This is a genomic window from Streptomyces sp. NPDC059850 (assembly GCF_042731515.1).
Lineage (GTDB): Bacteria > Actinomycetota > Actinomycetes > Streptomycetales > Streptomycetaceae > Streptomyces.
This window is the reverse complement of record NZ_JBHWJI010000027.1, coordinates 18,126-44,160: the sequence shown is the minus strand read 5'-3', so window position 1 is coordinate 44,160 and position 26,035 is coordinate 18,126. Positions and strand designations below refer to the sequence as shown.

20 protein-coding genes and 3 tRNA genes are annotated in these 26,035 nt (G+C 72.0%); 14 read left to right on the top strand and 9 right to left on the bottom strand.

The features are described 5' to 3' along the window. Window positions 1-71: 71 nt before the first annotated feature. Window positions 72-1,718: a SpoIIE family protein phosphatase gene (locus ACFV9T_RS22785; RefSeq protein WP_385443199.1), complete on the bottom strand. Its 1,647-nt coding sequence runs from the start codon at window positions 1,716-1,718 to the stop codon at window positions 72-74. A 602-nt stretch (window positions 1,719-2,320) separates the two neighbouring features. On the opposite strand from ACFV9T_RS22785, the gene ACFV9T_RS22780 reads away from it, so the two are divergent. Continuing rightward, window positions 2,321-2,992, top strand: a complete 672-nt coding sequence (locus ACFV9T_RS22780; protein WP_385443197.1) for a bifunctional DNA primase/polymerase — start codon at window positions 2,321-2,323, stop codon at window positions 2,990-2,992. 408 nt (window positions 2,993-3,400) lie between these two features. On the opposite strand, the gene ACFV9T_RS22775 is transcribed toward ACFV9T_RS22780, so the two are convergent. The 3 genes from ACFV9T_RS22775 to ACFV9T_RS22765 form a co-directional block, all read right to left on the bottom strand. Then, the gene (locus tag ACFV9T_RS22775; RefSeq protein ID WP_385443195.1) at window positions 3,401-4,369 is read right to left on the bottom strand and encodes a DUF5926 family protein; all 969 of its coding nucleotides are present in this window, start codon (window positions 4,367-4,369) and stop codon (window positions 3,401-3,403) included. Between the two features lie 173 nt (window positions 4,370-4,542). Then, the gene (locus tag ACFV9T_RS22770) at window positions 4,543-5,223 is read right to left on the bottom strand and encodes an ATP-binding protein (protein WP_385443192.1); all 681 of its coding nucleotides are present in this window, start codon (window positions 5,221-5,223) and stop codon (window positions 4,543-4,545) included. Window positions 5,224-5,363: 140 nt separating this feature from the next. Then, window positions 5,364-6,227: a glycerophosphodiester phosphodiesterase gene (locus ACFV9T_RS22765; protein ID WP_385443190.1), complete on the bottom strand. Its 864-nt coding sequence runs from the start codon at window positions 6,225-6,227 to the stop codon at window positions 5,364-5,366. Window positions 6,228-6,415: 188 nt separating this feature from the next. Between ACFV9T_RS22765 and ACFV9T_RS22760 the strand changes: the two genes are divergently transcribed. Beyond that, window positions 6,416-8,125 (top strand): S1C family serine protease, encoded by a 1,710-nt coding sequence (locus ACFV9T_RS22760; RefSeq protein WP_385443188.1) that lies wholly within the window; start codon window positions 6,416-6,418, stop codon window positions 8,123-8,125. Window positions 8,126-8,164: 39 nt separating this feature from the next. Beyond that, window positions 8,165-8,251: transfer RNA gene (locus ACFV9T_RS22755), tRNA-Ser, on the top strand. A gap of 128 nt (window positions 8,252-8,379) precedes the next feature. Here the strand turns inward: ACFV9T_RS22755 and ACFV9T_RS22750 are convergent. The 3 genes from ACFV9T_RS22750 to ACFV9T_RS22740 form a co-directional block, all read right to left on the bottom strand. Next, window positions 8,380-8,691, bottom strand: coding sequence for a hypothetical protein (locus ACFV9T_RS22750; protein WP_385443185.1), 312 nt, complete (start codon window positions 8,689-8,691; stop codon window positions 8,380-8,382). Window positions 8,692-8,830: 139 nt separating this feature from the next. Beyond that, the gene (locus tag ACFV9T_RS22745; protein WP_385443182.1) at window positions 8,831-9,424 is read right to left on the bottom strand and encodes a hypothetical protein; all 594 of its coding nucleotides are present in this window, start codon (window positions 9,422-9,424) and stop codon (window positions 8,831-8,833) included. A 208-nt stretch (window positions 9,425-9,632) separates the two neighbouring features. Then, window positions 9,633-10,511, bottom strand: coding sequence for a bifunctional DNA primase/polymerase (locus ACFV9T_RS22740; RefSeq protein ID WP_385443180.1), 879 nt, complete (start codon window positions 10,509-10,511; stop codon window positions 9,633-9,635). Window positions 10,512-10,931: 420 nt separating this feature from the next. Here ACFV9T_RS22740 and ACFV9T_RS22735 point away from each other — a divergent pair, with 420 nt between their 5' ends. The 8 genes from ACFV9T_RS22735 to ACFV9T_RS22700 all read left to right on the top strand — a co-directional run bounded on the left by ACFV9T_RS22735 (window position 10,932) and on the right by ACFV9T_RS22700 (window position 19,262). Next, window positions 10,932-12,161, top strand: a complete 1,230-nt coding sequence (locus tag ACFV9T_RS22735) for an acyl-CoA dehydrogenase family protein (RefSeq protein WP_385443178.1) — start codon at window positions 10,932-10,934, stop codon at window positions 12,159-12,161. Beyond that, window positions 12,158-13,135 carry a bifunctional MaoC family dehydratase N-terminal/OB-fold nucleic acid binding domain-containing protein gene (locus ACFV9T_RS22730; protein ID WP_385443176.1) on the top strand — a complete coding sequence of 326 codons (978 nt, stop codon included), beginning with the start codon at window positions 12,158-12,160 and terminating at the stop codon, window positions 13,133-13,135. Before ACFV9T_RS22735 ends, ACFV9T_RS22730 begins: the two co-directional genes overlap by 4 nt. Beyond that, complete coding sequence (locus ACFV9T_RS22725; RefSeq protein ID WP_385443175.1) at window positions 13,135-14,268, top strand: acyl-CoA dehydrogenase family protein; 1,134 nt, start codon at window positions 13,135-13,137, stop codon at window positions 14,266-14,268. The genes ACFV9T_RS22730 and ACFV9T_RS22725 overlap by 1 nt, the downstream gene beginning before the upstream one ends. After that, window positions 14,265-14,705 carry a MaoC family dehydratase gene (locus ACFV9T_RS22720; protein WP_385443173.1) on the top strand — a complete coding sequence of 147 codons (441 nt, stop codon included), beginning with the start codon at window positions 14,265-14,267 and terminating at the stop codon, window positions 14,703-14,705. Before ACFV9T_RS22725 ends, ACFV9T_RS22720 begins: the two co-directional genes overlap by 4 nt. After that, window positions 14,702-15,868 carry a lipid-transfer protein gene (locus ACFV9T_RS22715; RefSeq protein WP_385443171.1) on the top strand — a complete coding sequence of 389 codons (1,167 nt, stop codon included), beginning with the start codon at window positions 14,702-14,704 and terminating at the stop codon, window positions 15,866-15,868. The genes ACFV9T_RS22720 and ACFV9T_RS22715 overlap by 4 nt, the downstream gene beginning before the upstream one ends. Window positions 15,869-15,921: 53 nt before the next feature. Next, entirely contained in the window at window positions 15,922-16,770 is an 849-nt protein-coding gene (locus ACFV9T_RS22710; RefSeq protein ID WP_385443169.1) for a DUF1906 domain-containing protein, read from the top strand. Between the two features lie 201 nt (window positions 16,771-16,971). Further along, a complete protein-coding gene (locus ACFV9T_RS22705) occupies window positions 16,972-17,502 on the top strand; it encodes a SigE family RNA polymerase sigma factor (protein ID WP_385443167.1) in 531 nt (176 codons plus the stop codon). Window positions 17,503-17,609: 107 nt separating this feature from the next. Then, entirely contained in the window at window positions 17,610-19,262 is a 1,653-nt protein-coding gene (locus tag ACFV9T_RS22700; RefSeq protein ID WP_385443166.1) for a long-chain fatty acid--CoA ligase, read from the top strand. Between the two features lie 110 nt (window positions 19,263-19,372). On the opposite strand, the gene ACFV9T_RS22695 is transcribed toward ACFV9T_RS22700, so the two are convergent. Further along, complete coding sequence (locus tag ACFV9T_RS22695) at window positions 19,373-23,821, bottom strand: PAS domain-containing protein (RefSeq protein ID WP_385443164.1); 4,449 nt, start codon at window positions 23,819-23,821, stop codon at window positions 19,373-19,375. Window positions 23,822-24,033: 212 nt separating this feature from the next. After that, window positions 24,034-24,483 carry an SSI family serine proteinase inhibitor gene (locus tag ACFV9T_RS22690; RefSeq protein WP_385443161.1) on the bottom strand — a complete coding sequence of 150 codons (450 nt, stop codon included), beginning with the start codon at window positions 24,481-24,483 and terminating at the stop codon, window positions 24,034-24,036. A 224-nt stretch (window positions 24,484-24,707) separates the two neighbouring features. On the opposite strand from ACFV9T_RS22690, the gene ACFV9T_RS22685 reads away from it, so the two are divergent. The 3 genes from ACFV9T_RS22685 to ACFV9T_RS22675 form a co-directional block, all read left to right on the top strand. Further along, window positions 24,708-24,798 (top strand) — tRNA-Ser (locus ACFV9T_RS22685). Window positions 24,799-25,082: 284 nt separating this feature from the next. After that, window positions 25,083-25,155: transfer RNA gene (locus tag ACFV9T_RS22680), tRNA-Arg, on the top strand. A 301-nt stretch (window positions 25,156-25,456) separates the two neighbouring features. Beyond that, window positions 25,457-26,035: tectonin domain-containing protein (locus tag ACFV9T_RS22675; RefSeq protein ID WP_385443159.1), on the top strand; the 579-nt coding region annotated here is incomplete at its 3' end.

The following is a 26,035-nucleotide window of genomic DNA, read 5'->3' as shown; positions in this document are numbered from 1 at the left end:
CCGCGGCGCCCGGGAGACGTCCGGGGCGCCGCTGATCATTCGAAGTGGGCGACTCATTCGAAGGGGGCGACTCATTCGAAGTGGGCGACGAGCAGGACGACGTCCTCCGAACCGTCCTCTGCGGCGGGCCCGCGAACGGCATCACCGGTCTCGCCGGTCCCGGCCGCCGAGTCCGTTTCGCCGGGGAGCATCGTCAGCAGCACATGGTCCGCGAAGGCGTCCGGATCGGCGCGCACCGCCCTGGGGGCGGTGGCCGCGGCCGCGTGCAGCCGGGCGAAGGCCCGGTCCATCGGCTCACCGGTGCGGTGGAGCAGCCCGTCGCTGTAGAACAAAAGCGTTTCTCCGCAGGCGGGCTCGATCTCCACGCTCGGCGCCTCCCAGCAGGAGAGCATGCCCAGCGGCGCGGACAGCGTGGTCTCCACGAACTCCGTGCGCCGCTCCCCGGTGATCAGCGGCGGGCAGTGCCCCGCCCCGGCCAGCACCACCCGGCGCGCCCCGGGCTCGCAGTAGGCGAACAGGGCGGTCGCGGAGCGGGCGGGCTCGGTGAGCCGCAGCAGCAGTTCCAGATCGGAGAGCACGGCGACCGGATCCTCGCCCTCCATCACGGCGTACGCGCGCAGCGAGGCCCGCAGCCGCCCCATCGCGACGATGGTGCCCGGCCCGGAACCGGTGACCGCGCCGACCGACAGCCCGAGGGCGCCGTCCGGCAGCGGCAGCGCGTCGTACCAGTCCCCGCCGCCCCGTGCGCCGGGGCGGTGGCGGACGGCGAGGCGCACCCCGGGGAGCCGCGGCAGCCGGGTGGGCAGCAGTTCCTCCCGGACGGTCGCCACGGTGGCGCGGGCGCGGGCCAGCTCGATCAGCCGGGTGATGTGGGCGGCGGCGTAACGGCAGTACAGGGCCACCAGATGGCGCTGGTGCTCCTCGGGTTCGGCCGGTTCGTCGTAGAGCCAGGCGACCGCGCCGAGCCGCCCGGCGGGCACGCCCGCCAGGCCGGGGGCACCGGCCGGGGCGGAGGCCTGCGCGGCGCCCTGCCCCGCCGCGCCCGGAGCCGTACGGTCGCCCGCGCCCTGGGGCGTGTCCTCGGCGGCGTCGGCGGGGGCGGGGACGGGGACGATGGCGAGCCCGAGATGGGGGCCGGGGCCGATTCCTGGGCCGCTGCCGGGGCCGTTGCCGTTGCCGGGGAACGGGTCCAGCGGGACCGCGTAGCTGGCGGCGAAGCCGAGGCGGGCGGCGACCTCGCGGTGGCGCGGGTGGAGACCGGCCTCGCCCGGGATGTCGGGGTGGGCGACGGCGGGGTGCCGCTCGCCGCCCGGTTCGGGCAGCCCGTCGAGGAGATGGCCCGCGGGCGCGGAGCTGCCGGGGATCGTCTCGATCTGGCCGAGGTCCGCGCGGCCGAGGCCGAGGCCGACAGTGGTCACCGGGCCCTGCCCGTCCGCCGGTTCGAGCGCGACCAGCCCGCGCTGCGCGCCCACGAGCGCGGCGCCCGCGCGCAGCAGTTCCCGCAGCGCGTCGTCCAGCGCGCTGGTGTGGATCAGCCGCTCGGTGAGTTCGTGAAGGGTCGTGAGATCCGAGACCCACCCCGCCAGCCGGTCCTGGACACCGGGCGCCGGTTCGCCGGGCTGTGCGGCAAGGGGCGGGGTGATGGGGTCGGCAGTTTGCGTGGGTGCGGGGAGGGAAGAATCGATTCCAGCCACTTTCGGCGGATGAGGCGAGTTCATGGACCGCTGCCTTCACCCGCTGCGCCCAGCCTGCTCAATAGCATCGCAAACCCCCTGTCATGCTGCGCCGCTACTGTGCCGCTACTGTCTCCAGATGTACACGCACGGGAGAGCCGATGTCCAGCATTGTCCCGGTGGTCTTGTTAGTGTCTGTGGGGAATTCAACTTGGCCGAAAAAAAGTCGCTAGGCTGCCAATTTGAGGTCGACTGACGTCATTCGACAGCGCGTCGTCTCCATCGCGGCGGGTACACATTCGGAGAGGGACTGGGGCAGTTCGGACCGCCCCGGAACCCAGCGGCCGGTCCAGGCGTCATAGACCACAACGGCCGCGCCCCTCCCCGAGTGGCGAGGAAACGCACCACCCAGGACGGTAAGCGCCATGCGCGCGCCACCCCTCGCCACGTTCCACGCTCGGCCCGCGGCGTGATGCGCTGCCTTGTACGCGCAGTGACTTGTGATCCACGTGCTGTGAGTGGCCGAACGATGCCCGGCAGCGCCACGTAGTGCCATGTGAAGTGCCACGAAGTGCCGAAGTGCCACGAAGTGCCATGTAGTGCGAACGGATACAGCCCTCGGCGTTAACGGAAAGGAACGAGCGCTCATGCGCGAGATCCTCGGAAGGCGACGCAAGTTCTCGCTGCGGCGCGGCGCACGCTCGCCGCTGCTCCGCGCGGCGCTCACCTGCGCCGACGAGTGGCAGTGGCCCGTCCTGCCGGGAATCGGCCTCCAGTCCGGCGGCGGGCGCGCGCGGGTGTGCGGCTGCCCCGACCCGGACTGCGCGGTGCCGGGCGGACACCCCTTCGACCCCGTTCTCCTCGCGGCCACCACCGATCCGCGCATGGTGCGCTGGTGGTGGAGCAACCGCCCCGGTGCGCCGCTCCTCCTGGCCACCGGCGGCACGGCCCCGTGCGCGCTCAGCCTGCCCGCGGTCGCCGGCGCCAGGGCGCTGGCCGCGTTCGACCGGGCGGGCGTCCGGCTCGGCCCGGTGGTCGCCACGCCCACCCGCTGGTCGCTGCTGGTGGCTCCGTACTCCCTCGAAGAACTGGGCGAGCTGCTCAACCGCCAGGACTGGGTGCCCAGCTCGCTGCGGTTCCACGGCGAGGGCGGCTATCTGGTGCTGCCGCCGTCGCAGACGGGTCTTGGCCGGGTGCGCTGGGAGCGGGCGCCGCAGCGCCGCGGGCGGCCCTGGCTGCCGGAGGTGGCCACCGTGGTGGACGCGCTCGTCGAGGCGAGCAGCAGCGCGCCGGACGGCGGCAGCAGGCTGGCCTACTGACCCGGCCGTCTCGTCGGTAGAACGCCACACGCGGCGCGGCCTTGGGCCGCGCCGCGTTGTCGCGCGTTCGGGTGATCTTCAGCGGCCTGAGGCTGACCGGGGCCTGCGGCTGACCGGGGCCTGCTGTCGACGGGGGCCTGCTGGCGATCGGGGCCTGCGGCGGGGCAACTCCCGCGGCGCCGCGGCCGGTTGGTCCGTACCGGACCCGTGCGTTCCGGTACCGGACATGCAAGCGCCCGGTCGCTGGCGACGGGGGATGCACCAGCGACCGGGCTTTTAGAACCGTAACAAGAGATCGGCGCTAAGCAAATTCGATCGCGGATTTCCGGACGCGTACTTCCAGGCTGTAACGGTGAGTTGTGAGCAGCGTCACGCGGTCCGGGCGCCGTGCCGACCCCGTCCGGAACGTCAGCTGAGCGTCACCTGACGGTTGGTGAGACCGCCCCGGGCGCGGCGCTGTTCGGGGGTGAGCGGCTCGTCCGAGGCGAGGGCCTCGCCCAGCCGCTCCGCCAGCTCCGCGGCCGGCTTCTCGACCTCCTCCGCGCCCATGCCGCGGGGCAGGTCCCACACCGGCACGGTGAGCCCGTGAGCCCGGAAAGAGCCCACCAGACGGGTGTCTTCGCCCAGTGAGGACGCCCCCGCCGCATGCAGCCGCGCGAGCGCGTCGAGCAGCTTCTCCTCCGGGTGGGACATCACCCAGCGCAGGTGGTTCTTCTCCGGCGTCTCGCACCAGTAGGCGGCCTCCGCACCGGTGAGCCGGACGGTGGGGATCGCGGCCGCGTTGGCCCGTTCCAGCGACGCGGCGACCTCCCCGGTCGCGTTCGCGGCGTCCTCCAGCCAGAACTCGAACCCCTCGTGCAGGGTCGGCGTGAAAGCGCCGTTCGGGTCGAGCAGATCCTGCAGGCGCGGACCGTCGCCGGGCGCCCGCTGGGCCGACACCGGCGTACCGGGCTCGGCGGTCAGCGCGCGCCGCAGCGTGTCGGCGAGATCGCGGCTGAGGTCGCCGGAGGCCGTGTCGTTCTGCAGACCGACCAGCACCGCGCCGCTGTCCCGGCGCAGCGCGGGCCAGGCCATCGGCAGCACGGTCGCCAGGGTGACCGACGGCACGCCCTCGGGCAGCCCCTCGGCGAGGTTCAGGCGGACGGTCGCGGCGGGCACCAGCTCGCGCAGGGCCACCCAGTCGCATTCGCCGGGGAGCCCCTCGAAGGGCCGCTGCACCAGCTCGGTGACGGCGTGAGCGGCCTCCCGGCCGTGGCAGGCCTTGTAGCGGCGGCCCGAACCGCACGGGCAGGGCTCCCGCGCGCTCACCACGGGGATGTCGCCCGTGGCACCCCGTGATCCTGCGGCCTTCGTCTGGGGTCGGCGCTTCTTGGCCATGATGTGGCTGTCTCCCGATCGTGGCGGCTCAGGGCTTGTGCGTACGGCTCGCATACGGCTCGTATCGGCTACGGCTCGTATCGGGGCGTACGTCCTCGTACTCGTACGGCAACGCGTACGGGCGGGAGCCTAGCCCGTCGGCCGAACGTCGTCGGCCAGATGCGCCGCGCCGCTCACGCCAGCTCGTCCAGATCGGCGAAGCCCAGGTCGCGGTCGAAATCGGGATCGATGTTCGTGTCGATATTCGCCACGAGGCCCGGCCCGGCGCTTGCGCCGCTCTTCGGGGCGCTCTTCGCGCCGCCGGGCGCGCCGCCGCTCGTACCGCGAAGGCCTGGGGCCAGTTCCGCGCCGAGGTCGGGGCCGAGATCGGGGCCGAGATCGGGGCCGAGATCGGGCGGCAGGACGACCCGCCCGGAGAAGCCGGTGTCGGTCGGGAGGAGGGCCCATACGGTGACCTCGCCCGTGCCGTCCCGTACGCCCCAGTCGTCGGCCAGGGACCTGATGATGTTCAGCCCGCGGCCGCCGCGGGCCGTAACGGAAGGTTTGGCCGGAAGTGGCCTTGTGGGGCCACCGCCATCCGTGACTTCGACCCTCACCCGATCGTCTTCGTCGACGCTCCACGCCGCGCGAACCGTCTCGCCGCCAGGGCCGGAGCGCCATGGGCTGCCATGCCGCCACGCATTGCTGAGCAGTTCCGAAAGGATCAACACTGCGTCGTCTATGACCGAATCCGATACCCCAGTCCTGCCCAAATCGCCGCGCATCCAGTGTCGTGCCGCGCGGACGCCCGCAGGACCATGGGGTACGGCCATGGTCGACGACGTCGGCACCTTCTGTGCCACCACCAACGCCACCCCCGAGACCTCCTTAGCCCCACGCCAGGGGATGGATGCCCCGACGGGCTGGAGCGGAAACCGGCCAAGTGGCATCGTGTGACGCACTCGTCACGATCGAATACGTAACGAACGCGCCGGTGCACGCCTTGTAATGCCCACTATGAGCGCCCGAGTTGGGACAGTACCTGTTTGGGGCGATTCGTGATCAGCGCGTCGACGCCCAGCCGCACGCACAGCTCGACATCGGCCGGTTCGTCGACGGTCCACACGTGCACTCGGTGCCCCGCGCGCCGCAGCCGCGCCACATAGGTGGGGTGGTTGCGCACGATCCGGATGCTGGGTCCCGCGATGCGCACCCCGGGCGGGAGATGTCCGTCCCGGTGACGCGGCAGGACGAACTGCATCAGATAGACGGTGGGGATGGCGGGCGCCGCGAGCCGCACCCGGTGCAGCGAGCGCGCCGAGAAGCTCATGACGCGTACGGGCGGCGGCTCGCCCGGCGGCGGCGCGTCGAGCCCGTACCGGCGCAGCAGCTGGATCAGCCGGTCCTCCACCTGGCCCGCCCACCGGGTGGGGTGCTTGGTCTCGATGGCCAGTTCGACATGGCGTCCGGTGTCGGCGATGAGGCCGAGCAGCCGTTCGAGGGTGAGGACGGACGTACTGTCCCGGCTGTCCCGGTCCGGCGCCTCCTTGTCGGTGGCCTGCCCCTTCCAGGACCCGAAGTCGAGGGCCGCGAGATCGGCCAGCTCCAGCCCGGAGACCGCGCCGCGGCCATTGGAGGTGCGGTCGACGCGCCGGTCGTGGACGCAGACGAGGTGGCCGTCGGCGGTCAGCCGGACATCGCATTCCAGGGCGTCGGCGCCGTCCTCCAGCGCTCTGCGGTACGCGGACAGGGTGTGTTCCGGTGCGTCCTCGGAGGCCCCGCGGTGGGCCACGACGGACACGGTGTGCGGACCCGGGCGGATGTCCCGGTCAGAACGCGCATAGGTCACCGCGTTATGGTGCCACCGCCCGGTGCCCATCGGTGGAAGGTTCCTCTTCCGGTCGTTGCCCGGAATGGCGGTAGGGCGAATTGTCCGGGATAAAGGGTGGTAGTCCACACGGCCGCCCCTCCTTACGGCGGTCTGACGCGCCGTGGGAAAAGCTGACAACGGTAATACGTACGCGTGGGCCGTCATGGAAAAACTGTCGTGCACCTGAGGAGACAGCTGTGAGCACCGAGAACGAGGGCGCTGCCGTACCGCCTGCGGCCGGGCCGCACCCGGCCCCTCCGGCGCCGCACCCGAACCCCGCGGTGCCGCCCGCGCCGGACTTCGAGCCCACCGCGGGCGCGAAGGCGGCCGCACCGGACGCGCCGATAGGCCGGGCCCCGGACCAGCCCGCCCCGGACCCCACGGCCCCGGACCAGCCCGCTTCGAACCCCCCGGCTTCGGACCACCACACCGCTCCGGACCACCACACCGCTCCGGACCACCACACCGCTCCGGGCCACCACACCGCTCCGGGCCAGACGGCGACGGCGGGCGGCAGCCCGGCGCCGTCCTCCCCCACCCCTCCGGCCCAGCCCCCGGCCCCGGCCCAGCCCCCGGCGGCGTTCGCGTCGACCGGTGCGGGCGACCCCGGCGGTGCCCCCGGCTACGGCGCCCCCGGCTCCGGCCCCGGACCGTGGCCCTCCGACGGCGGCCAGCCGGGCGGCCCCGGCTACGGCGCCGAGGGCGGCGGCCCGGGCGGCCCCGGCGGCCCGTGGGGCAACGCCCCCGTACCGCCGCCTCCCGGTCCCCCCGGGACCTCGGAGCGCAAGCCCCGCGGGCTCGTGGCCGCCGTCCTGGCCGCCGTGCTGGTCGCGGGCGGCATCGGCGGCGGCGTCGGCTTCTGGGCGGCCGACCGGGAGAACGACAGCGGCGACACCACCACCGTCTCCGCCGTCGGCAACCCGAAGGCGGAAAGCCGCGCCCCCGGCTCCGTATCCAACATCGCGGGCAAGACCCTGCCGAGCGTCGTCACCATCGAGGCGCAGGGCAACAACGGCGAGGGCGGCACCGGCACCGGCTTCGTCTACGACAAGCAGGGCCACATCCTCACCAACAACCACGTGGTCGCCTCCGCCGCCGACAACGGCAAGCTCACCGCCACCTTCTCCGACGGCAAGCGGTACACCGCCGAGGTCGTGGGCAAGGCCCAGGGCTACGACGTCGCCGTCATCAAGCTCAAGAACGCCTCCGGAGCCAAGCTCAACCCGCTGCCGCTCGGTGACTCCGACAGGGTCGTCGTCGGCGACGCCACGGTCGCCATCGGCGCCCCCTTCGGCCTGTCCGGCACCGTCACCACCGGCATCGTGAGCGCCAAGAACCGACCGGTCGCCTCCAGCGACGGCGGCGGTGGCAACGCCTCCTACATGAGCGCCCTGCAGACCGACGCCTCCATCAACCCCGGCAACTCCGGCGGCCCGCTGCTCAACGCGGACGGCGGCGTCATCGGGATCAACTCCGCCATCCAGTCCGCGGGCAGCGGCAGCGGCCTCGGCGAGTCCCAGCAGTCCGGCAGCATCGGCCTCGGCTTCGCCATCCCGATCAACACGGCGAAGAACGTCGCCCAGCAGCTGATCAAGACCGGCCAGCCGGTCTACCCGGTGATCGAGGCCACGGTCAGCATGAAGGACAGCGCCTCGGGCGCCAAGATCGCCGCCAACGCCACCGGCGGCAGCCCCGCCGTCGTCCCCGGCGGCCCGGCCGCCAAGGCGGGCCTCAAGTCCGGCGACGTGATCACCAAGCTCGACGACACCGTGATCGACAGCGGCCCGACCCTGATCAGCGAGATCTGGACCCACAAGCCCGGCGACAAGGTCACCCTCACCTACAAGCGCGACGGCAAGACGTCCACGGTCGACGTCACCCTGGGGCAGCGCAAGGGAGACAGCTGACACGCTAGGCTGATCCCCGCGCCACCAAAGGTGGCGCGGGGAGGCTTGCCCGAGCGGCCTAAGGGAACGGTCTTGAAAACCGTCGTGGCAGCGATGTCACCGAGGGTTCAAATCCCTCAGCCTCCGCCGAGGCCAGCGAACTAGCTGGTCAGAAGGGGTGCCCCGAGTAGAGGGGCACCCCTTCCGCATGTCCGCTGCCTCACCCTGCGCCGCCCGAATCGTGGGCCAGGCGTGGGCCAGGATCGCACCAGGCGTCAGGAGATGGAGAGGCTGGTGCCGAACTCGAAGGCCCTGGACTCGTTCGGCCTGACCTGACCGATCCGCTGCCCCTGGCAGTTGGGAAGAGCGAAGACGGTGGCGACCTGGTTGGTGTTGTTCGCGACCAACATTGGCCAGATGTTGGTCGTGTAACACCCACTTGGGTTGGTGTGCGTGGTCAGCCCGACGGTCAGGGTTCCCTCGGCGGCCACCGCCGACCCCGCTGACGACAGGGCGAGGGCCACCGCACCCATCGCCGACGCCGCCACAAGCCCGATTCGACGCATCGTTGCCTCCTGCTCAGACACGATCCGGAGGAGACGCCAACCGCCTCCGACCCATTGCTAGCGGCCGTCGCTTGACGGGCACTCACGGCTCGCGTGAGTGCCGCCAGTGCTCCTCAGCGATCAGCGCGTGCGGCCAACCTGTGGCCAACTGGCCGGGGGCTTACGGGTGGTACTTCTCCTCGACCGTCTCGGCGGCGCCGGACTTGGTGTTCATGGTGACGCGGACGGTCACGCTGTTGGTCTTCGCGGACTTCTCCAGCTCTTCCACGCTGCACTTCGCGGTGCCGTAGCCGTCGTCGCCGATGGACGCGCCTCCGTTGCTGTCGTCGGAGCAGATCGCGGCCGCGCCGAGGATCTTCGTGGCGTTGGAGATCAGGAACGCCTGCTCCGTGCCGCCCTCTTCAGGCGTGACGGTCAGCTTGCCGGGTGCGAGGTACTTCAGGGTGCCGACGATCGCGCGGTGGTTGCCCGCGTTGGCGGCGCCGCCCCCGTCGGGCGGAGCGGGGGCGGCGCTGCCGCCTTCCTGGCCCTGCGAGCCCGCGGCCGAGCCGGAGTTGCCGGAGTTGTCCGAGGAGGAGCCGCCCGTGGACCGGGGCGCGGACGACTCCTGGGAGCTGGAGGAGCCGGAGGCGTCCGACGCGCCGTCTTCGGGCCCGCAGGCCGTGGCGCCCAGGCTCAGCGCCGCGGCGGCGACGAGGGTGGCGGCGAGGCGGCGGCCGGCGCGGCCGCGGAGGCGGTTGGTGGCGGTGTTCATGGCGTTCTCCCGTTGCTCTGTTCTCTCGTGTCTCTCCCGGACAACACCCAGCTTCGAAGATCGACTTGGTGTTCTACTAACAGACGACTAATGCGCCCTCAGGACGCCTACCTGCTGGTTCATGCGGCGAGCACGTGTGGACCGGCCCGGTCCGCCCGGCGTGCCGACCTCTTGGAGTCCCGACGTCATCTCGGGCCCCGCGCGGTTGTCAGGCGACCGGCGGCAGGTGGCGGCCGGTGGTGCTACGGGCCGCGGAGGCGACCGTAGCCTCGGCTTCGCGCCGGGTCAGGCCGGTGTGGAGCGCGGCGTCGATGAGGGCCGGGGCCAGGGCGTCCCCCGCGCCCGTCTCGTACGCCCGGCAGGCGGCCCAGAACAGCCGGTCGTTGCGCTGCCCCTCCTGGGATGCGCGGACGAACCGTATGAGGGCGGCGTCGCGCCCCGGCGCCCCGCCGGTGTCCGGGGGGATGCGACCCGGCGGCGTACGGTCCGGGGGTCGCAGCAGGCTGAGGAGCGCGGGCGGTACGGGGGCGGGGCGCCAGGCGGGGGAGCCGGGCGCCAGGCGGTAGCGGCCGTGTGAGGTGGCCGAACCGGGGCCGACGAGGTAGCCGCCCGCCCCGCGGATGTCGATGCCGGGGGCGATCCGTCCGGCGGAGTTGGGGACGGCGAGCCCGGGCGGTCCGCACAGCCACAGATGGCGCCCGCCGCCGGGGGTGAGCACGGTGACGGTACGGGGGAGGGCGAAGGCGTACCGGAGGGCCAGCCGTGTGAGCGCGGCGGCACCGTCGACGCGCGGTTCGTGCTTGAGGTCGAGGTCGACGCCGATGAGGTGGTGCGGGGCGCAGCCGCAGGCGATGCCGTAGCCAGTGGCCCAGGGGGCGGCGGCGAACAGCGCCCGGATCGCCGCCGGGTCGGCGGACGCGTCGTGGACGCCGTGGCCGGGCTGCCCGCAGGCGCCGCGGCAGGGCAGCGGTACGGGGTCGTGGTGGTGAGGGGAGCGTACGGCGGGCAGCTTCGCGCGGGTCAGCGGGATGACGCGGAAACCATGGGCGGCGGCCGCAAGGGCATGGGCGAGTGGAGTGTTCGCCATGTCCTCCATTTTCGTACAGGTGTCCGATAAGGGGAAGGGGGTGAAGAGCCGGGAGCGGTGCACCGGGGCGTTCTGGGGCGCGAGGGCGCGTCGAAGGTTTGAAAGGACTTCATCATTCTTGCGTGGTAATACGTCGTTCGGTGCGCTTCGTCTGCCGATGGGTGGGCAACTTTCCGTCACGGCAGGTGTTCGCGCATGACCGGCACGAGTGAGTAGTGGTGATTCATTGAGTGAACGGGACGGGTGAGGTCGTTTACGACCGCGCGGCGGCGCTTCGGTGCCGCCGCGCGGTCGTGTTCGGTGGCCTGCTCGACGGCGTGCTTGACAGTGTCAAATTATCTGACGGATAGTCAGAAAGCTTTCCGTGCGGTCGTACGTGCGGCCGTGCGACGCCGTCAAGCCCAGGGGAGCCCGCTGCCCATGCACCTCGCCCCCACGCCCCGCCAGCGGCAACTGCGCGAGCGACTCCGCGCCTACTTCCGCGAGCTGATCACTCCTGAGGTCCGTGCGGCGCTGCCGGGCGACCCGGCGGGTCAGCGACAGCTGTTGCGGCGGATCGGCGCCGACGGGCTGCTCGGACTCGGCTGGCCGGTCGAGTACGGCGGCCAAGGGCGCGGCCCCGACGAGCAGTTCGTGTTCTTCGACGAGGCCTACCGGGCGGGCGCACCGGTCTCCATGGTCACGCTCAATACGGTCGGTCCGACGCTGATGCGGTACGGCACCGAGGAGCAGAAGCGGTTCTTCCTGCCGCGCATCCTCAGCGGTGAGATCGTCTTCGCCATCGGCTACTCCGAACCGGAGGCCGGGACCGACCTCGCCTCGCTGCGCACGAAGGCCGTGCGGGAGGTAAGCGGGGAGGATGGGGAGCATGGGGCCAAGTCCGGTGCCGGGCCCGGCGGGGCGGACGCCGAGTCGTGGCGTATCGACGGCGCCAAGACCTTCACCAGCAACGCCCAGAACGCCGACTGGATCTGGCTCGCCTGCCGCACCGACCCGGAGGCCCCCAAGCACAAGGGCATCTCGATCATCCTGGTGCCGACCGACGCGCCCGGCTTCTCCTGGACGCCGATCGAGACGGTCGCGGGCCTGACCACGACGGCGACCTACTACGACGCGGTCCGCGTCCCGGCCAGCCATCTCGTCGGCGAGGAGAACGGCGGCTGGGGACTGATCACCACTCAGCTCAACCACGAGCGGGTCGCGCTCGCCGCCATCGGCATGCAGGCCGAGGACTTCTACGAGGCCGTGCTCGCCCACGCCCGCACCCCCGACCCGGACACCGGGGCCCGCCCCGCCGACCAGGAGTGGGTACGGGCCCGGCTGGCGGAGGCGCACGCCCGGCTGGCGGCGACCCGGCTGCTCAACTGGCGGCTGGTCGGGGACGTGGGGGCGGGGACGCTGAGCCCGGGTGACGCGAGCGGCGTCAAGTTCGCGGGAACCGAAAGCGCGGTGGCGGTGTATTGCCTATGTCAGGAAATCGCGGGAGAGGCGGGGCTGATCCGGTCGGGGTCGCCGGGAGCGTTCGGGGACGGCGAGCTGGAGCGGATGAACAGGGCCGCGCAGATCAACACCTTTGGGGGCGGGGCGAGTGAGGTGCAGAGGGAAATCGTGGCGACGATGCGGCTCGGCATGCGGCGGGTGCGGCGATGACCGCTGAGACGCATGAGCTGTACGAGAGGCTGCGGGGCTACGAGGGCCGAGTGGCGGCGCGCGGCGGCGAGGGCAGGGACCCCGTCAACGAGCCCATGATCAGGCACTGGTGCGAGGCGATGGGCGACACCAACCCCGCCTATCCGGGCATCGCACCGCCGACGATGCTCCAGGCATGGACGATGGGCGGGCTCGGCGGGCACCCCGGCGGCTCGGCCAGGTCGGAGGCGTATGAGGAGCTACTGGCGCTGCTCGACGAGGCGGGCTGCACCTCGGTCGTCGCGACGGACTGCGAGCAGGAGTATCTGCGGCCGCTGTGTCCGGGAGACCGGATCACCTTCGACGCGGTGATCGAGTCGGTGTCGCCGCGCAAGACCACCAAGCTGGGCACGGGCCACTTCGTCACCACCCGGATGGACATCCGGGCGGGCGATGAACTGGCTGGGACGCATCGCTTCCGCATCCTCAAGTACGCGCCGACGCAGCAGCAGCCGAAGCTGCGGCAGACACCGGACCAGACGCCGAAGCCGGACCAGAAGCCGACCCCGGGGCAGACACCGCAGCAGCAGCCGAAGGCGAAGCGCCCGCGTCCCGTCATCAACCGGGACAACGCGGGGTTCTGGGAGGGTGTCGCCGCCCACCAGTTGCTCATCCAGCGCTGCACCGGCTGCGGCACCCTCCGCTTCCCCTGGCTGCCCGGATGCGGCGGCTGCGGTTCACCGGAGTGGGACACGGTCGCGGCCTCCGGCGCGGGCACGGTGTTCAGCTATGTGGTCATGCACCATCCGCCCTTCCCCGCCTTCGATCCGCCGTATGCCGTGGGCCTGATCGAGCTGGCCGAGGGGGTCCGCATCGTCAGCAACATCACGGGGGTGCCGTACGAGGAGGTGCGCATCGGGATGCCGGTCGAGCTGGAGTTCCTGCGGGCCGATGACGAGCTGGAGCTGCCCGTTTTCCGAGGGGCGGTGGCCTGATGGACTTCACGCCCACCGCCGAGCAGCAGGCCGCCCGGGACCTGGCGGCGGAGATCTTCGGGGATCTGTCCACCCATGAGCGGCTGTCGGCCCTCGGGACCGGTGTCGACGGCGAGTTGTGGAAGACGCTCTGCTCGGCGGGGCTGCCCGCCGCTGTGGAGGAGATCGGTTTGGTCGGCCTGGTGCTGCTGCTGGAGGAGCAGGGCCGGGTGACCGCCCAGGTGCCGCTTGCGGCCAGCTGCGCGTACGGGCTGCTGCCGGTGGCCGTCCACGGCACGGCAGAGCAGCGCGCGCGGCTGCTGCCCGCCCTGCGGGACGGTACGGCGGTGGCGACGGCCGCGGACCGGCCCGGCTCCTCTCCGGCAGCCTCGGCCCGCCGGACCACCGCGGGGTGGGTGCTGACCGGCACGTTTCCGGTGGTCCCCTGGCTGCGGGCCGCGACCCATGTGCTGGTCCCGGCGCGCACGGAGGAGGGGCGCACACGCTGCTTCCTGATCGAGACCCCGCCGGTTTCCGCCCCGGCCGCCTCGGCCCCATCCACCGCTGCCCCGCTTGCCTCTGGTGCGCATAGCTCAGGCGTGCCCATCCGGACCGAGTCCGTCGAGACCACCGCACCCTGGGCGGCGGGGCGGCTCACGCTCCAGGACGCGCCCGCTGAGCCGCTCGGCGACGGCGGTGTCGTCTGGGCCGATGTGCTTGGCAGGGCCCGTACCGCCTTCGCCGGATTGCAGGCGGGCGTCTGCCAGGGATCGGTCGCGCGGGTGGTCCATCACACCTCCGTCCGCGAGCAGTTCGGGCGCCCGCTCTCCGCCCAGCAGGGTGTGCTGCTGCGCGCGGCGGACGCCCATATGGACACCGAGGCGATCCGGGTGACCGCCTACGAGGCGGCCTGGCGCTATGACCGGCAGCTGCCCGCGGCCACCCATGCGCTCACCACCGCCTGGTGGGCCTGTGAGGCGGGCAGACGGGTCGTCCACGCGGGGCAGCATCTGCATGGCGGCATCGGCGCCGATGTGGAGCATCCGGTGCACCGGCACTTCCTGTGGGGGCGGCAACTGGACGCGTATCTGGGCCCGGCCCCCGCCCTGCTGGCCGCGCTGGGCACCCTGCTCATGGAGGAGACGTCCGTATGACAGTTACGGTCACGGTCACGGCCCGCGCGGGCGAGGCGCTGCCGCCGCTGCGCATCCCGATCACCCGGACGCTCGTCGTCTCCGGCGCCCTCGCCTCCCGCGACTACCAGGATGTGCACCACGATGCCGAGGCGGCCAGGGAGAAGGGCTCTCCGGACATCTTCATGAACATCCTGACCACCAATGGCCTGGTCGGGCGCTACATCACCGATCACTTCGGGCCGCGGGCCCGACTCCGGAGGGTCGCCATCCGGCTCGGCGCCCCCAACTACCCCGGAGACGAGATGGTGCTGACCGGAGAGGTCACCTCGGTCGCGGACGCCACGGTGGAGGTCGCGGTGACCGGGCAGAACGCCATCGGCCGCCATGTGACCGGCACGGTCACGGTGGAACTTCCTGCTGATTCCGCCGAATCCCCGGCCGGAGCGGTCCGATGAGCGCCCATCGACCGGACCGGCTCGGGGGGCGGGCGGCCGTCGTGGGCATCGGCGCCACCGAGTTCTCCAAGGACTCCGGCCGCAGCGAGCTGACGCTCGCGGCCGAGGCCGTCCGGGCGGCGCTGGACGATGCGGGGATCGCCCCGGCCGAGGTCGACGGGCTGGTCACCTTCACCATGGACACCAGCCCCGAGATCACTGTGGCCCAGGCATGCGGCATCGGTGAGCTGACGTTCTTCTCCCGGGTGCACTACGGCGGAGGCGCCGCCTGCGCCACTGTGCAGCAGGCCGCGCTCGCCGTCGCCACCGGTGTCGCCGAGGTCGTCGTCTGCTACCGCGCGTTCAATGAGCGCTCCGGGCGCCGCTTCGGTTCCGGGGTGCAGCACCGCGAGCCATCGGCCGAGGGGGCGGCGCTCGGCTGGTCGCTGCCCTTCGGTCTGCTGACCCCCGCGTCCTGGGTCGCCATGGCCGCGCAGCGCTATCTGCACACCTACGGTCTGACGCCCGAGGCCTTCGGCCAAGTGGCCGTCGTCGACCGGCGCCATGCCGCCACCAACCCGGCCGCGTATTTCCATGGCAAGCCGATCACCCTGGCCGATCACGCCGCCTCCCGCTGGATCGTGGAGCCGCTGCGGCTGCTCGACTGCTGTCAGGAGACGGACGGCGGCCAGGCGATCGTGGTCACCAGCGTCGAGCGGGCCCGCGACCTCCCGCGGCCGCCCGTCGTGATCACGGCGGCGGCGCAGGGCGCGGGCCGGGCGCAGGAGCAGATGACGAGCTTCTACCGCGACGATCTCTCAGGGCTGCCGGAGATGGGTGTGGTCGCGCGGCAGCTGTGGAGTGGCAGCGGGCTAAGTCCCGCCGACATCGATGTGGCCATCCTCTATGACCACTTCACGCCGTTCGTGCTGATGCAACTGGAGGAGTTCGGCTTCTGCAAGCGCGGCGAGGCGGCCGGATGCGTCGCCGAGGGCGCACTGCCGCTCAACACCCACGGCGGACAGCTCGGCGAGGCGTATCTGCACGGGATGAACGGGATAGCGGAGGCCGTCCGCCAGATACGCGGCACGGCCGTCAACCAGGTGCCGCATGCCGCCCGCGCACTGGTCACCGCGGGCACCGGGGTACCGACATCCGGGCTCCTCCTCGGCGCAGACGGCTGAACCACGCGCGTGTCTGCGGCACCGGCCCTCCGGTGTCCACATTGACTCCTCATATGAACCGAGGAAAGAAGAGCAGATGGATGTTCATGGGCTGGGCTGCCAGTCTGATCGCGGTGCTGGCCACCTCGATCAGCGGCCCCGCCTCCGCCTCGGCGGAAGCCCTCCCCGACCCGCGTCCCCTGGGCGCCAAGGTCTTCCAGGGCCGGGGCTTCGACACCTGCCACACCCCCACGCTCGCGGCCCTGCGCGCGTGGAAGGCCTCCCCCTATCGCGCCGTCGGCGTCTACTACGCGGGCCGTGGCCGGGCCTGCCCCAGCCAGCCCAACCTCACCGTCTCCTGGATGCGCGGAGTGAAGAGCATGGGGTGGCATGTGCTGCCCATCTTCGTGGGGTCCCAGTCCCCCTGCGTCCGCAACAAGAACAAGAGGAAGTTCGCCATCGGCAGCACACCCTGGGCGCAGGGCCGCAAGGAGGGGAAGGACGCGGTGGCCCGCGCGAAGAAGCTGGCGATGAAGAAGCGCAGCGCGCTCTATCTGGACATGGAGGCCTACGACCAGGGGAAGGCGAGCTGCGCGGCCACCACGCTCTCCTTCATCCGAGGCTGGAACCGCGAGGTGCGCTCGCACGGCTTCTTTCCCGGTTTCTACAGCAGCGCCGAGTCCGGGGTGCGCCATCTGGAGAAGTCCCGGAAGGCGGGGATCCGTGATCTCCCCTCCGTGATGTGGTTCGCGCGCTGGAACGGGAAGACGGCGCTGGCCGGTGAGCCGGTCCTGGCCAAGAAGGCCTGGAGTCCGCACCGCCGCATCCATCAGTACGTGGGCAATGTGCATGAGAAGCACGGCGGCCGGACGATCCAGATCGACCGCAACAAGGTGGACGCACCGGTCGCGATCATCAGCTGAAGCATCGGCTGATCCGTCAGCTGAGTCGTCCGCTGAGCCGTCGGCCGCTGGGAGGACCCTCTACGGCACAACCCTGACGGAAGTACCGCCCTATCCATCCCCAGGAGGTGTTGTCAGCCCTACCCCTACAACCTCAGGTTGATTCGGCTTCGGCACTTGTGGCCGATCCGCGGTGAGGCGCTCACTCCCTAGCGTTGGGGCATGACCACGACCGTGTGCTCAGGGGCTTCCGCCGCCGCGTTCCCGTCGTTCACCTCGTACGTACGGGCACGGGGGCCGATGCTGCTGCGCACCGCCCGCTCGCTGACGCCCAACGCCTGTGACGCCGAGGATCTGCTGCAGACCGCGCTGACCAAGACATACGTCGCGTGGGAGCGGATCGAGGACCACAAGGCGCTGGACGGCTATGTGCGCCGGGCGCTGGTCAACACGCGGACCTCCCAGTGGCGCAAGCGCAAGGTCGACGAGTTCGTCTGCGAGGAGCTGCCCGAGCCGGACCCGGTCCCCGCCCCCGACCCCGCCGAGCAGCAGGTCCTGCGCGACATGATGTGGCGCGCGGTGATGCGGCTGCCGGACCGCCAGCGGGCCATGGTCGTCCTCAGGTATTACGAGGACCTGAGCGAGGCCCAGACGGCGGAGGTGCTCGGGGTGTCCATCGGCACGGTCAAGAGCGCCGTCTCGCGCGCCCTCGTCAAACTCCGCGAAGACCCGGAACTGGTCCGCGTGGCCTGACGATCTACGGTGGGACTCCAGGGGCGAGCGGGGTAGTGACATACCGGCCGGTCGCTTGCACAATCGGCGGACTACCCGCGCGTAACCGTAAATTCCTGGAGGCCACGGTGCTCAGCACGATGCAGGACGTACCGCTGACCGTGACCCGCATCCTCGAGCATGGAGCGCTGGCCCACGGCACGGCTCAGGTGCTCACCTGGACCGGTGGCGGTGAGCCGCAGCGCCGTACCTTCCACGAAGTGGGCCTGCGGGCCACCCGGCTGGCGAACGCGCTGCGCGACGAGCTGGGCGTCGAACAGGGGCAGCCTGTCGGCACGCTCATGTGGAACAACTGCGAGCATCTGGAGGCCTATCTCGCGGTCCCCTCCATGGGCGCCGTACTGCACACCCTCAATCTCCGGATGCCCACCGGCCAGCTGACCTGGATCATCAACCACGCCGCCGACCGCGTGATCGTGGTGAACGGTTCGCTGCTGCCGCTCCTGGCCCCGCTGCTGCCCGAGCTGGGGTCCGTGGAGCACGTCGTCGTCTCCGGGCCGGGCGACCGTTCCGTGCTGGACGGGTGCCGGGCCCGCGTCCACGACTACGAGGAACTGATCGAGGGCCGTCCCGAGCGTCACCCCTGGCCGGTGACCGACGAGCGGCAGGCCGCGGCCCTGTGCTACACCTCCGGTACCACCGGCGACCCCAAGGGCGTGGCCTATAGCCATCGCTCCATCTACCTGCACTCGATGCAGGCCAACAGTGCCGAGGCGTTCGGCATGTCCGCGAAGGACACCCTGCTGCCCGTGGTGCCGATGTTTCACGCGAACGCGTGGGGCACCCCGCACGCCGCCTTCATGGCGGGCGCGTCGATGGTGATGCCCGACCGCTTCCTGCAGCCCGCCCCGCTCGCCGACATGGTCGAGACCGCCCGGCCCACCCTCGCCGCCGCCGTCCCCACCATCTGGCAGGGGCTGCTCGCCGAACTCACCGCCACGCCACGGGACGTGTCCAGCCTCACCCATGTCTACATCGGCGGGTCGGCCTGCCCACCGTCCCTGATGAAGGCGTTCGAGGAGCGGCACGGCATCCGCGTCGTACACGCGTGGGGCATGACGGAGCTGTCGCCGCTCGGATCCATGGCCCATCCGCCCGCCGGTCTTACGGCCGAGGAGGAATGGCCGTACCGGGTGACGCAGGGCCGGTTCCCGGCCTCCGTGGAGTACCGGCTGATGGCGCCCGGGGGCGAGGTCGTGCCCGCGGACGGGGAGGCGGTCGGCGAACTGGAGGTACGCGGTCCGTGGATCGCGGCCGCGTACTACGGAGGGGCGGCGGGCGAGCCCATGCGGCCGGAGGACAAGTTCACCGAGGACGGCTGGCTGAAGACCGGCGACGTCGGCACGGTCTCCCCGGACGGCTATCTGACCCTGACCGACCGGGCGAAGGACGTCATCAAGTCGGGCGGCGAATGGATCTCGTCGGTCGAGCTGGAGAACCATCTGATGGGCCATCCGGAGGTCGCCGAGGCGGCGGTGGTGGCGGTGCCCGACGAGAAGTGGGACGAGCGCCCGCTCGCCACGGTGGTGCTGAAGGAGGGCGCCACCGTGGACTACGCGGGGCTGCGGGAGTTCCTCGCCGGGCGGGTCGCGCGCTGGCAGCTGCCGGAGCGCTGGGCCCTGATCCCGGAGGTGCCGAAGACGAGCGTGGGGAAGTTCGACAAGAAGGTCATCCGGAAGCGGTACGCGGACGGGGAGCTGGAAGTGACCACCCTCGACTGAGGCCGCCCGACTGAGGCCGCCCGACTGAAACCGCCCGACTGAACCCGTACGACCGAGGCCGCCCGGCTGGGGGCATCCCCCTCAGCCGGTGCCCGACCTCCGCCGGTGCCTCAGTTGGTGCCGATCTTCGCCAGCAGGTCGACGATCCGGGCCTGCACCTCCGCGCTCGTCGAGCGCTCCGCGAGGAACAGCACCGTCTCGCCCGAACTGAGCCGCGACAGGTTCGCCGGGTCGATGTCCGCGGAGGTGTAGACGACCAGCGGGGTGCGGTTGAGCAGCCCGTTGCCGCGCAGCCAGTCGACGATCCCGGCCCGGCGGCGGCGTACCTGCATCAGGTCCATCACCACCAGGTTCGGCCGCATACGCCCCGCGAGCGCCACCGCGTCCGCGTCCGTCGCGGCCCGGGCGACCTGCATGCCGCGCCGCTCCAGGGCTCCCGTCAGCGCCGCCGCGATCGGCTCGTGCTCCTCGATCAGCAGGACGCGCGGCGGATGCTGTTCGCTGTCGCGCGGGGCGAGCGCCTTGAGCAGGACGGCCGGGTCGGCCCCGTACGCCGCCTCCCGCGTCGCCTGGCCGAGCCCCGCCGTCACCAGCACCGGCACCTCGGCGGCGACCGCCGCCGTCCGCAGCGACTGCAGCGCGGTCCGGGTGATCGGCCCGGTCAGGGGGTCGACGAACAGCGCCGCCGGATACGCGGCGATCTGCGCGTCCACCTCCTCACGGGAGTTCACGATCACCGGGCGGTAGCCGCGGTCGCTCAGCGCCTGCTGCGTGGACATGTCCGGCGCGGGCCACACCAGGAGTCGGCGCGGGTTGTCCAGCGGCTCCGGGGGCAGTTCGTCGTCGGGCGGCGGGGTGCGGTCGTCGACGATCTCTATGGCGCCGTTGGGCCCGTCCAGCGGCTCCGGCCCTTCCGCTCCCTCGTCCGGCGCGCCGATCGCGAACGCGCGCCCCGAACTGTGCGGCGAGGCCGGGCGGGGCGGCTGCGGTCCCGGGCCGGGCTGGTTGCGCGGCTGGGCTCCGGGCGGGGGCCCGGCCTGGCCGGGGGCCTGCGCCGGGGACTGGGGGTGGGCGCGGCTGCCGGTGGGTTCCAGGTCGGCCGAGCTGTTCTGGTCGGCCATATCGGGGCGGGCGGCCAGCTTGCGCCGCCTGCCCGACCCCGCGGTGGCCGTACCGCCGGAGGGCGTCTGGGGCTGCTGCGGCTGTTGCGGCTGGGGAGTGCGCTGGTGCTCGCTGACCTGCTGTGCGAACGGCACCCCTTGGCCCAGCGTGCGCACGCTGAACGCGCGCCCCTGGGTGGTCTCCGCGCCCTGCGGAGCGCCCTGCGGGCGGCCTTGGGGGGCGCTTTGGGGCGCGCCCTGAGGGGGCTGAGGGGCCTGGGGTGCCTGGGGGGCGTTCGGGCGTGCGTTCTGGGGCGTGCTCTGGGGCGCGCGCGGCGCCTCGGGAGGCAGCTGCTGCGCCGCGGGCGCTCCGGGCGCGGGCTCCGGCTGCTCCTCGGAGAGGGGGCGCCGGGCGCGGCGGCGGCCGGAGTGCTGAGCCGCCTGCTGGCCGCCCATGGAGTCCTGCGCGGCCTCACCCCAGGCGGGCTGCTGCTGTTCGGGGGTGCGGGCGGCGGGGAGCGCGGGCATGGCGGACCCGCCGCCCGCACCGGAGCCCGGCGCGGCACCCTGCCCGGCACCTGGTCCGGCACCCGGCCCGGCCGTGCCCGGACGCGGGGTCTGCGGCCCGCCCTGCCCCTGGTTCTGGTTCTGGCCCTGCTGGGCCGGTGCCTGCTGCGGGGCCTGGCCGGGACCGGACGGCCAGCCTCCGTTGCGGGGCGCGGTCCCGCCCGGGGGCACGGGCTGTACGGCCAGGCCACCGCCCTGCGGCTGGCCCTGCGCCTGCGGGGCGCCGACGCGCGCGTCCCGGGGGCCGTGCTGCGCGGGGACGAGCCCGGCGGGCCCGGCCGGGCCCAGCTCGGGCGGCAGCGCGCCGGGCTGCGACGGCCGGTCGGCCGCCGCGGGCGGCAGCGCGAACGGAGAGCGTGCCGCGCCGGGTTCCCCCGCCGCCTGTGCCTGGGGCTGCGGCTGTGCCTGAGGGTGGGGCTGCGTCTGGTGTTGCGGCTGAGGCTGAGCGCCGTGCTCGGGCACCGCCCGGTTCGGCGTCTCGGTCAGGGGCCGCCGGGCACGGCGGCGGCCGCTGGGGACCGCCCCCTCGCCCTCGGCGGAGTCCTGGGAAGGGTCGCCCCACGCGGGCTGCTGCTGGTCCGGGGTGCGGGCGGCGGGGAGCGCGGGCACGGCGGACTCGCCCGCACCGGCCGCGTCGGGGCCGTTCGTGTCGGGGCCGTTCGCGTCGGCCGCCGCCGGAGGCAGGGCGAACGGGGAGCGGCCGCCGCCCTGGCCACCCTGCTGGGCCGGATACGGACCGGCGGCCTCCTGAGCCGGGGAGCCGCGCCGACGACCGCCCGCGGCCGGGTGCTGCGGCTGGGCGATGCCCTGCGGCGGTACGACGCCCATCGCGGCGGCGCCGACCGCCTGCGGACCGGCACCGGCACCGGCACCGGCGCCCTGGCCGTCCGTACCGTCGTTCGCTGCCGCCGGGGCCTCCTCGTCGGCGCGCGGGCGCGCCCGGCGCCGTCCGGTCGGCCGCGGCTGGTCCTGCTCGCCCGGCTGCTGCCCGCCCTGCTGGTTCTGCTGCCGGGGATCGGTACCGGCCTCCGCGGGGAGCGCGGCGGGTACGGAACGGTTCTGCGCGCCGCTCGTGCCCGCCCCAGAGCCGCCCTGCGGATCGCCGTCCGCGCCGTCGCCGCCCGCGGTGTCCGCGGCCGCGCCGGTTCCGCCGCCCGAAGTGCCCTGCCCCTGCGTACCCTCGGCGCCTCCGGACGCCGCCTGGGCGTCGGCCTTCGCCCGCTCCTGGTCGGCGGCCGCCGCCGAGATCGGCACCTCCAGGACGTAGGCGTGCCCGCCCATGCCCGGCATCTCATGTGTCTGCAGCACACCACCGTGCCGGCGCACGATCCCGCGCACGATCGGCTCGTGCACCGGGTCGCCGCCCGCGTACGGCCCGCGGACCTCGAACCGTACGACGTTGCCACGCTGTGCCGCCGCGACCACGATCGTCGAGTCCCCGGACGCGCCGCCTCCGCCCGAGGCCGCCTTGCCGGTCGAGTCGACCCCGGCCACGTCCGCGATCAGATGGGCGAGCGCCTGGGCCACCCGCTGCGGGTCTACTTCGGCCTCGATCGGCGGGGCGTGCACGGCGAACTGCGCGCGCCCCGGGCCGATCAGCTCGACCGCGCCCTCCACACCGGCGGCCACGACCTCGTCCATGGAGACCGCGCGCCGGGCCAGCTCCTCGCCGTCCGCGTCGAGCCGCTGATAGCTCAGGACGTTGTCGACGAGCGTGGTCATCCGGGTGTACCCGGCGGCAAGGTGGTGCAGGATCTGGTTGGCCTCGGGCCACAGCTGCCCGGCCGGGTCGTCGGCCAGGACGCCGAGTTCGCCGCGCAGCTCCTGGAGCGGACCGCGCAGCGACTGGTCGAGCACCGCCAGCAGCTGGCTGTTGCGGGCGGTGAGGGCGTCCAGCCGCTCCGCGTACGTCTGCCGCTCCCGGTCGAGCTGCGCCTGCAGCTCCTCCAGCGCCTTGGCGTGCTCGTCGCGAAGCTCTTCCAGCTCCTTGGCGCGCTCGTCGCGAAGCTCCTCCAGCTCCTTGCTGTGCTGCGCCGTGAGGCTCTCCACCTCCTCGGCGTGCGTCGAGACGAGCGCTTCCTCGGCGCGCCGGTCGGTGAAGGTCATGACGGCGCCGACGAGTTGCTCGCCGTCCCGTACGGGCGCGGTCGTCAGGTCGACCGGTACCGCGCTCCCGTCCTTGGCCCACAGCACCTGGCCGCGCACCCGGTGCTTGCGGCCGGAGCGCAGGGTGTCGGCGAGCGGGGACTCCTCGTACGGGAAAGGGGAACCATCGGGGCGCGAGTGGTGTACAAGAGAGTGAAGTTCCTGACCGCCCAGGTCACTGGCCCGGAAGCCGAGGATCTGCGCCGCGGACGGGTTGACGAGGACCACCTTGCCCTCGGTGTCCACGCCGACCACGCCCTCCGCCGCCGCGCGCAGAATCATCTCGGTCTGGCGCTGCTGGCGGGCGAGTTCGGCCTCGGTGTCGAGCGTCCCGGTCAGGTCCCGCACGATGAGCATCAGCAGCTCGTCGCCGGTGTAGCTGTACTGATCGGCGTACGGGTCCGCGTACGGGGTCCGGCTGTCCTCGACGTTCGCGCTGGTCACCTCTACGGGGAACTGGGCCCCGTCGGTGCGCCGCGCGATCATCCGGGTCGGCTTGGTGCTGGTGATCCGTTCCGCGTCCCCGGGCCTGCGCATCGACCCGGGGATCCGATTGGGATCGAAGGAGGGGAGAAGATCGAGCAGACCACGGCCCACGAGTGCGGTGCCCGGCGTCTCGAAGGACTCCAGCGCGATGTGGTTGGCGTTGACGATCGTGCCGTTGCAGTTGACCAACAGCAGAGCGTCGGGAAGGGCGTCGAGTATCGCTGCGAGGCGAGCAGCGCCTCGGGATGGCCTGCTGCTCACGACGACGCTTCCTCCCTGACTTACCGCACCTTGCTGACACCCGCGGTCATTGTGCCGCCCGTCCGTGGAGTGTCTCAGGGGAGTCTACGGGCACCAAGGGCGGGCGCGGCGGTAGATGAGAGGGAGGTCGCAGCACGACGTGCACGTCTCGGCGCACGCCCGGACAAACTTCCCGGGCCCCGCCGCCGCACACTCCCGGCTCAATCCCCAGGTCAGCTCCCAGGCAGACGCAAAACGATCGAGAAACGGTTCCACCTGGAGATTTCGCACCCATTCGTTCGCGTGAAGCGAGCGTTGACGGGGCGCCCCGCCCACCGCCCCCGCACCGTCGCCGTGGCCTCCCCGCCGTACTGACCCGTGCACATCGCCCCGGGCGGCACCGGCGCGAACGGATCCCGGCCCCACTTGGTCTGCGCCTCCAGCTGACGGCAGGCGGCCCGGGCCCGGGGGTGGGTACCGCCGGTGGGGTGGCACGCCAGTACGTACCGCACGGTGTCGAGATGCTGGCCCGTCTCGCTCACCCTGATGACGAGACGGTCGGAACTCTCCCCGTCGTACGACACGGGCAGCGGCAGCGGCGTGGCCGCCGCGGGGCTCAGCGCGGCCACGGTGGCGGCGACAGCGGCGGCGGTGGTGACGGCGAGGCGATGCAGCAGGGGCATGTGAGTACTCCTGGTGTGATCAGACCGGGGCGCGCTGCCCCTGCCCCTGCTAACGCGCCTCCGCCGTGCGCGTTGCGCCGCCATCCGGGCATCGCGCCCCCTAAGAGCTTTGCGGTCCTGCCCGCCCGCCGAGTACCGTAGGCCGCGATTGGTGACATCCCGCTGGGCTGTGACATCATCTGCACACGCCACATCGCGCTCACGCGAGCGCGCCACGGCGTGCTGGAGGCTTCGCCTAGTCTGGTCTATGGCGCCGCACTGCTAATGCGGTTTGGGCCCTAAAGCCCATCGAGGGTTCAAATCCCTCAGCCTCCGCTTATCGAGAGCCCCGGTCGATCACGACCGGGGCTCTTGTGTTGCGTGCCCCTCCCGAGTGACGGCCCCTCTCCGCAGCGTCGCCCCGCCCAAGCGCCCCCAGTCGTCCCGCGCGGCCGTTCTCCCAGCCGCGGCCCCGCCTGCCCGGACGGGCCTCGCAGGCCTCAAAACAGGTATTTCCGCAGGTCAGGGTGGGTGTGGCAAACGGATTTCGCGTGACGGCGCAGGTCATGTAATGTTGTTCCCGCAACGCCGACCGGCAAGAAAAACCGCCGGGAAGCCAAGCGCTCGTAGCTTAACGGATAGAGCACTTGACTACGGATCAAGAGGTTGCAGGTTCGAATCCTGCCGAGCGCGCAGCAGCGTAGAGGCCCCTTCCAGAGATGGAAGGGGCCTTTTGCGCTGGCCGTGCGCCCAGTTCGGTGCGCGTTCGTGGGGGCGTCAACCTGGGGCGTCGTTGGCCCTTCGTGTGGGTTATGGCTTTTCCAGCCTCGAAGGGAGCCCCGAAGGCGGCCGAGCCCCCGGCCTTCAAGGGGCGATCAAAGTAAACGTCTGTTTTCGGATAATTAAAGCATCCAATCCCAAAATGGGACTGTTTGGATGTTCCTGCCGCTTGCCAAGTACCTGAGGACAGCGTCCGAGGCAAAGGGGCATAGGCATGGCTGACTGGAAGAACATCTCCGGGGGACTCACGACGATCTCGGTGGGTTCCAGGACGCACGTGTGGGGTGTGAACTCGTCAGGGCAGATCTACCGTTACACGGGGCATGACGCGAATCCGTGGATCGGTATCCCGGGCAGCGCGGTCGACATCGGTGTGGCTGCTGATGGCACGGTGTGGCATGTCAACTCTGCCGGTGCTATCTACCGGTACACCGGGGATCAGGGTTCGACTGACTGGGTCAGCGTCGCGGGTGGTCTGAGTCGGATCTCGGTGGGTTCCAGGACGCAGGTGTGGGGTGTGAACTCGTCGGGGCAGATCTACCGTTACACGGGGCATGACGCGAATCCGTGGATCGGTATCCCGGGGAGTGCGGTTGATATCGGTGTTGCGGCTGATGGGACGGTGTGGCACGTCAACGCTGCTGGTGGCATCTTCCGGTACACGGGGGATCAGGGTTCGACCAGCTGGGTCAGTGTCTCGGGTGGTCTGAGTCGGATCTCGGTGGGTTCCAGGACGCAGGTGTGGGGTGTGAACTCGTCGGGGCAGATCTACCGTTACACGGGGCATGACGCG

Coding starts and splice junctions, on each gene's coding strand:
- ACFV9T_RS22715 (WP_385443171.1), top strand. CDS start 14,702: ATGAGCGCCCATCGACCGGACCGGCTCGGGGGGCGGGCGGCCGTCGTG.
- ACFV9T_RS22775 (WP_385443195.1), bottom strand. CDS start 4,369: ATGGCCAAGAAGCGCCGACCCCAGACGAAGGCCGCAGGATCACGGGGT.
- ACFV9T_RS22690 (WP_385443161.1), bottom strand. CDS start 24,483: ATGCCCCTGCTGCATCGCCTCGCCGTCACCACCGCCGCCGCTGTCGCC.
- ACFV9T_RS22720 (WP_385443173.1), top strand. CDS start 14,265: ATGACAGTTACGGTCACGGTCACGGCCCGCGCGGGCGAGGCGCTGCCG.
- ACFV9T_RS22730 (WP_385443176.1), top strand. CDS start 12,158: ATGACCGCTGAGACGCATGAGCTGTACGAGAGGCTGCGGGGCTACGAG.
- ACFV9T_RS22785 (WP_385443199.1), bottom strand. CDS start 1,718: ATGAACTCGCCTCATCCGCCGAAAGTGGCTGGAATCGATTCTTCCCTC.
- ACFV9T_RS22705 (WP_385443167.1), top strand. CDS start 16,972: ATGACCACGACCGTGTGCTCAGGGGCTTCCGCCGCCGCGTTCCCGTCG.
- ACFV9T_RS22735 (WP_385443178.1), top strand. CDS start 10,932: ATGCACCTCGCCCCCACGCCCCGCCAGCGGCAACTGCGCGAGCGACTC.
- ACFV9T_RS22740 (WP_385443180.1), bottom strand. CDS start 10,511: ATGGCGAACACTCCACTCGCCCATGCCCTTGCGGCCGCCGCCCATGGT.
- ACFV9T_RS22765 (WP_385443190.1), bottom strand. CDS start 6,227: ATGGGCACCGGGCGGTGGCACCATAACGCGGTGACCTATGCGCGTTCT.
- ACFV9T_RS22745 (WP_385443182.1), bottom strand. CDS start 9,424: ATGAACACCGCCACCAACCGCCTCCGCGGCCGCGCCGGCCGCCGCCTC.
- ACFV9T_RS22725 (WP_385443175.1), top strand. CDS start 13,135: ATGGACTTCACGCCCACCGCCGAGCAGCAGGCCGCCCGGGACCTGGCG.
- ACFV9T_RS22710 (WP_385443169.1), top strand. CDS start 15,922: ATGAACCGAGGAAAGAAGAGCAGATGGATGTTCATGGGCTGGGCTGCC.
- ACFV9T_RS22780 (WP_385443197.1), top strand. CDS start 2,321: ATGCGCGAGATCCTCGGAAGGCGACGCAAGTTCTCGCTGCGGCGCGGC.